Source organism: Burkholderia sp. GbtcB21 (assembly GCF_019091065.1).
GTDB classification, from domain to species: domain Bacteria; phylum Pseudomonadota; class Gammaproteobacteria; order Burkholderiales; family Burkholderiaceae; genus Burkholderia; species Burkholderia pyrrocinia_C.
The window spans coordinates 1-205 of record NZ_JAGXKA010000602.1 but is presented as its reverse complement, the minus strand read 5'-3'; the positions used below and the strand labels follow the sequence as shown (position 1 = coordinate 205).

The window sequence follows — 205 nt, the reverse complement described above, 5'->3', positions numbered from 1 at the left end:
CTGTAGCGCAACTGGTCGTTCTCGATCGTCTCCGGCTGGCCCAGTTCCCAATGCAGCACCCGTACCGATGAGCGGCCAGCCGCACCGAGCGCGAGCACCTGCAGGAGCTCGACGGGCGTCGGTATGGTTTCGCCGGCGCGGGTCTGTTCGGTCTGACGCAGCTCCAGCCCCGGCAGGTAGTGCACCCGCTCGCTGCGGGTGGTGC

1 protein-coding gene is annotated in these 205 nt (G+C 68.8%); it reads right to left on the bottom strand.

The genetic code is table 11. The features are described from left to right. Positions 1-205 (bottom strand): hypothetical protein (locus KVT39_RS37800; protein ID WP_217591557.1); only part of this gene is annotated, 205 nt, incomplete at both ends.